This window comes from Streptomyces alkaliphilus, assembly GCF_014141535.1.
GTDB classification, from domain to species: domain Bacteria; phylum Actinomycetota; class Actinomycetes; order Streptomycetales; family Streptomycetaceae; genus Streptomyces; species Streptomyces alkaliphilus.
On sequence record NZ_VKHT01000231.1, the window covers coordinates 1 to 6,026 of the forward strand.

A 6,026-nucleotide genomic window follows, 5' to 3' on the forward strand; every position below is an offset into this window, starting at 1 on the left:
CCCCCGGCCCGTGCCCGGTCCCCCGCCGGGTGTCGGCGTCCCGGCGGTGAGGAGCGGGGGCGTCGACGGGTGGTGACGGGAAGAGCGGGACCGGGCCGGTGTGCCGGTGGTCCCGGTGGAGTCATTCGCGGATGAAGCTGGCTTCGAGGAGGACATCCTCCCGCTCGGCCGCCGTCGCCCCGGTGACGCACGAGGCGTCGACCACGAACACGTCCACCAAGCGGGCGTTCCCCCCGTGCGGGAGCACCACCAGATAGGTCCGGGTGCCCCCGTAGTCGTAGTTCTCCTCCGCGACCAGGGGGGCGTCCCCGCGACCGATCGCCGAGCGGATGCAGCCGGGCACCTCGTCGGTGAGGTCGGAGCCGACGAGGCTCTCCTCCGCCTCCTCGGGGAGTCCGGGGAGAGCGCCCTCCCCCCTCCCGCTTTCCCCGCTCCCGGGGGTTCGATCGCCGCGGTCCTCATCACCGTCGCCGTACGACGGGGCGGCCTCCGTGTCGGGGTCCTCACCGGTCTCCCCGCCCCCGGCGCTCTCCGCGAAGAGATCGACGTCGGTCTCGGAGGCGAGCAGCAGCAGGCGCACCCGGTCCCCCACCTCCCGGGCGTCCGGCACCGGTTCTCCGTCCGCCGCCGCCCCCGACTCGGGAGCGGATTCGGCGGTGTCGTACCGCGGGGCATCGCCCCCACTGGTGGCGAGGTCGTCCCCCCCGCTCCCGAAGAGTGTCGGGAGCAGCATTCCGCCGGTCCCCAGGGCCAGGATGGCCGCCGAGGCCGCGAGAACGAGAGCCGGTCGTCGTCGCCGGGACCCCCCGGGCCCACCGGCCCCGGCCGACCCGACCGATTTCGGGGTTTCCACGGCTTCGATGTCCACCGCGGAAGGGCTCGCCCCGCTCCGGGAAGAGCCCGGTGGAACCCGCGAGGTCGTCGTCGTTTCACGTGAAACAGAAGTGTCACCCGACGCGGGGACGCCCGCGGATTCCCGGTTCTCCCCGCCGGGAGCGCCGTCCTCCGGGGCCTCCGGGGAGGTGGCAGGGCCGACCACGGGGGTGAGCGACAGCGATGACAGGGCCCGATCCAGGCCGGTCGCGACGTCATCCGGCATTCGCAGGTCGTCGTCGAGGTGGGCCAGCTCATCGCGGAGCAGGATCAGGTCCTCCTCGACGGCCCGACACCGCGCGCACTCCCCCAGGTGCGCGCGGACGGAGGCGGTTTCACCGGGGGACAACAGCCCCTCCGCCCACTCCGCGAGCCGCACGTCGTCCGGGTGCCGATCACTCACGGATGTCCACCTCCACCCCTCACCACATCGCTGCCGTCACCGTGCCTCGTCGATGGGACGGATGAGCCGCTTGTCCGGTTCCTCACCGGTGCCGGTGTCACATCGGAAGAGACGCTTCGCGGTGGGTGATCCCCGTCACCCGCCGTCGAGGACCCCGGGTCGGGAGGCGGCTCCTCACGCAGGTGGCGCAAGAGGGGCAACAATCGGGCACGTCCCCGGGCGCACCGACTCTTCACCGTGCCCACCGGGGCGCCGAGGAGCGCGGCGGCCTCCGCGACCGGGTACCCCTGGAGGTCGACCAGGACCAGGGCCGCACGCTGGTCCTCGGGCAGCCGGGCCAGGGCGCGGGCCAGTTCACGACGGAGTTCGCCCCGTTCGGCCGGGACCGCGGCGGACTCCTGCGGCTCGAGCAGGGTCTCCAGTCGTTCCGGCTCGGGCAGCGGGGAGGTGCGGCGCGAGCGCGCCCGTCGCAATCGGTCCAGGCAGGCGTTGACCACGATGCGGTGCATCCAGGTGGTGACGGCGGACCTGCCCTGGAAGGAGGGAGCCGCCCGGTGGGCCGAGACGAAGGCGTCCTGCAGCGCGTCGGCCGCCTCCTCACGGTCCCCGAGGGTGCGCAGGGCCACGGCCCACAGCCGGTCGCGGTGCCGGCGGACCAACTCCGCGAAGGCGTCCGGGTCCCCGGCGACATGACGCGCCAGGAGATCCTCGTCCGGTTCCACCCGGCCCCCTAGGTCGAGCTCGTGCGGTGAACCGGCTGCGGACGTGCCGGAGCACGCGTTCAGCCGGTCACGCTGATGTTCGTGATGCGCCCACGGTAGTTGCCGTCGTTCCCCACGGGGAGTTCGGTGAGCCAGATCAACACGTAACGGGTCTCCACCGGTTCATCCGGTGCCAGGCTCAGCGACGAGCCCGAACCCGAGGCGACCCGCCGGTAGTCCTCGTAGGCCCCCGGCATCGAACCCGCGTCCGCCGGGGCGATCCGCAGTTCCACGTCGTGGTCACCGAGCGCCGCCACCTCCACGGAGCTCACCGAACGGATCTCTCCGAGGTCCAACACCAGCCCCAGACCCGGTTTGAGGTTGCCGAAGGCCGGCCCGAAGTAGTTCCGGGTGTGCCAGAAGGTCTCCGGGTCGCCGTCCACGGCCCGGGGGGCGGCGGAGGGGTTCTGGGAGCCGCCGGAGCCGAAGGGGTCGAAGTCGACGACCCGGGCGATCTCCACCGGTCCCGGTTCCGGGTCCTCCTGCGCGGGAGGCTCCTCCTCCCCGGTGTCGCTCGAGCCGGGACGCTGGGGCGCGGCGGACTCCACCGACGGATCCCCTTCCAGCAGGGCGTCGGCGATCTGCCAACTCCCCAGTCCCAGGGCGGCGATGACGAGCGCGGTGACCCCCCACTTGAGGACCTTGCCGGTGCGGCCGGGCAGGGCGGGCGGCACCATGCCGTGCGCGGCCACGGCGTGTTCCCCCGCCAGAGCGGGCCCCCGGGCGGCGTGGTGGGGGACGGAGAAGTCCGGGAGCAGCACATCCTCGGGCTCCGGGGCCGGGATGGCCGGCATGGCGGCCAGGGCCAACACCACTTCCTGCGGGGTGGTGCACGGGCGTTGCTCGCTCACCGCCGTGGCTCCGGCGTTGACCAGGGCCCGCATCGCGAGGTCCGACAGACCCCGGTGGACACCGGCGCGGACCTGCTCGGGTGTGGCGAGCGGGTCACGGGAGCCCCGGCCCAGGCCCGCCACGCCCAACAGCCCGTAGGCACCCTCGTTGTAGGGCCAGCGGGCGGTCAACGCGGCGTACAGCAGGGCGCCGATGGCCTCGGTGTCGGTGCGGGTGGGGTGGGCGGAGGCAATGCCGCGCAGGGCGGCGTCCACGGCCAGGCCCCGGATCCGGACCTGTCCGGTGCTCGTCCGCAGCACGGTGGCCGGCGTCAGCCGCAGGTGGGCCAGACCGGCCTCGTGCGCGGCGGCCATGGCCTCGGCCACCTCGTCGATCAGGGCCCGGGCCTCGTGGGCGTCCATGGGGCCGGCCTGGAGGATGCTCGCCACCGGCACGGCGTCGGGCAGCCACTCGTGGATGACCTGCACCAGCCCGTCGTGCTCGTCGGCGTCCAGCACCTGGACGAAGCGGGGGTCGGACATCAGGGCGGCCGACCGGGCCGCCGCGAGCACCGTCTTGGCCCGGGGGTGACGGGCAGGCAGGACGTGGACCCCCACGGCGCGGCGGAGCTTCTCGTCCACCGCGCGCCAACTGCTGAATCCCTCCAGGCGGGTGATGCACTCCTCGAGGCGGTAACGACGCACCAGACGGTGACCGGAGTGCAATTCGTGTTGACGGGTTCCGCGTGGCGTCCGGCCCCCCGTGTCGCGGTTTCCCGCCCCTCCCCCACCGGTCGGGGCGGTGTTCCGGGAGTGCGTCGGGCCGCCGGGCGGCGTCAAGGCTTCCGTGGAGTGTGTGGTTCCCGCCCCCTTGGCGGGGGACTGCGTCGGCCCGTCGGCGGAGCCGGCGGCGTCCTCGGACCCGTCGGGCCCCCCGGCGGTGTCGGGAGTCGGGGTCCGGTCACCTCCGGCCGAGAGAGCGGCCGGAGCGCGGTTCCCGGCACCACCGGGGGGCCCGGTTCGGACGGTGTCCCCCGCCGGGGCCGCCGGAGGCTCCCCGGGTGAGCCGTCCGGGGCGGAGGGCGCCGTGGGAGCGGAGGACATGGTCGCCGCCGACACCGACGGCGGCGGGGACGCGGAGCGCCCGGCCACCGTGGAACGCGGGGAGTGCGGGGAGTGCGCGGACGACACCGTGGACACGGCGTTCGGTGCCGTCGATCGTTTCGCCACCGTGAGTCCGCCTCCCCGATCTCGGCTGCCGTCCGATGAGCCCGGCCAGGTCCAATTGTGCCGCCCCTCGGCGCCGCCGCACGACAGGCGTGGACGACCGGGGGGTACCCCGTCGATGTGCGCAGGTCAGCGACCCAGCCGCGACCGCACCATGCCGATCAGGGTGGTCAGTTCCTCGATCCGCATCCGGCGGGCGGCGAGAACGAAGACCACCGCAAGGATCACACCCCCGCCCGCGAGGGCGAGCAGCGACCCCACCACTCCACTGCCCAGTGTTTCCATGATCGCCCATCCCGCCGCGCCGGCGGGGATCGCGGCGGGGATCGCCGCGCCGCACAAACGGATGTAGGTCCGCACCACCCGTGCCCCGTCGAGATCGGTTCCCATGCGTGCGCGCAGACGGCGCCAGGCGACCCCGACCCCGACCGTGTAGGCGACGCCGTAGGAGAAGGCGATGCCCGCGACCACCCAGCGGTCCGGCAGCAGCACGAAGGAGAGCGCGGAGAGCGCGATCCAGCTGATGGAGACGATGACGGTGTTGTAGAAGGGCGTGCGGGTGTCCTCGTAGGCGTAGAAGGCGCGCAGTACGACGTACTGGGCGGAGAACGGGATCAGCCCGACGCCGAAGGCCATGAGGATGTACCCGAAGGAGCGGGCGGCGGTGTCCCCGGCGCTGCCGAACAGCAGGGTGCACATCGGGACGCCCAGCGCCACGAAGGCGAAGGCGATCGGCACGATCGCCACGGCCGAGGTGCGCAGGCCCTGGGAGAGGTCGTCGCGCACGGCCGCGTTGTCGCCGTCGGCGGCGGAGCGGGAGATGCGGGGCAGCAGGGCCGCCATGACCGAGACGGTGATGATCGCCTGCGGCATCTGCCAGATCAGCAGGGCGCTGCTGTAGGCGAGGAAACCGGTGCCGGGGAAGCCGGCTCGTTCGGCGTTCTCACCGGCCCAGGTGGCGAACTGGGAGATGACCACCAGACCGATCTGGTTGGCGAAGACGAAGAGCACCGTCCACTTGGCCAGCCGCATCGCCTTGCCCATGCCCTGCCCGACCCAGTCGAAGCGGGGACGGATCCGGAAGCCGGCGGCACGCAGGTAGGGGATCATCGCCAGTGCCTGGACCACCAGGCCGAGCAGGGTGCCGATGCCCAGCAGGCGGATGCCCTCGGGGGTGATGGTGTCCACCGCCACACCGGAGGTGCGCTGGGTGCCGTGAACCCACAGGAAGAGGCCGAAGGTGGCGATGACGACGATGTTGTTGAGGACCGGGGTCCACATCATGGGCCCGAAGCGGTCGCGGGCGTTGAGGATCTGACCCATCACCACGTGCACGCCCATGAAGAAGATGGTGGGCAGGCAGTAGCGGGCGAAGGTGACGGCCACCTCGTTGGCCGAGGGGTCGTCGGCGATCTTCGCCGACATCATCCGGATCAGCAGTGGCGCGATGAGCACGGCGATCAGCACCAGTGCCGCCAGCACCACCATGACGAGGGTGAGCAGGCGGTTGGCGTACGCCTCGCCGCCGTCCTCGTCGTTCTTCATCGAGCGCACCAGCTGGGGCACGAAGACGGAGTTCAGACCGCCACCGATGGTGAGGATGTAGATCATCGAGGGCAGGGCCCAGGCGATGGCGTAGGTGTCGCCGAGAACGGCGGCGCCCAGCGCGGCGACGATGATCAGTTGGCGGACGAAGCCGGTGATCCGGGAGACCAGGGTGCCCGCCGCCATGACGGCGCTGGACTTCAGCAGGCTGCTGCCGCGACCGGGTTTGCGGGGTTCGGCGGTGGGTTCCGGGATCGGGGGCGGTTCGGCGGGGCCGCCGGCGGTGGTGGCGGCCACCGGGGGCGCGGAGCCGGGCGCGAGCGGGCCGCCGGGTCCGGTGGCACCCGCCTGCCGCCGGTCGCCGTACTGGTCCCGGTAGAGGTGGGC

Annotated in this window: 4 protein-coding genes; all 4 read right to left on the bottom strand. The window is 72.9% G+C overall.

The genetic code is table 11. The annotated features are described in order from the left end of the window. Positions 1-121 precede the first annotated feature (121 nt). Entirely contained in the window at positions 122-1,276 is a 1,155-nt protein-coding gene (locus FNQ90_RS09905) for an anti-sigma factor family protein (RefSeq protein ID WP_182606029.1), read from the bottom strand. Then, entirely contained in the window at positions 1,273-1,998 is a 726-nt protein-coding gene (gene sigM, locus FNQ90_RS09910) for an RNA polymerase sigma factor SigM (RefSeq protein ID WP_143620854.1), read from the bottom strand. The genes FNQ90_RS09905 and sigM overlap by 4 nt, the downstream gene beginning before the upstream one ends. 59 nt (positions 1,999-2,057) lie before the next feature. Beyond that, positions 2,058-3,593, bottom strand: coding sequence for a protein kinase family protein (locus FNQ90_RS09915; RefSeq protein ID WP_182606030.1), 1,536 nt, complete (start codon positions 3,591-3,593; stop codon positions 2,058-2,060). Positions 3,594-4,223: 630 nt separating this feature from the next. Then, positions 4,224-6,026 (bottom strand): murein biosynthesis integral membrane protein MurJ (gene murJ, locus FNQ90_RS09920; RefSeq protein ID WP_182606031.1); only part of this gene is annotated, 1,803 nt, incomplete at its 5' end.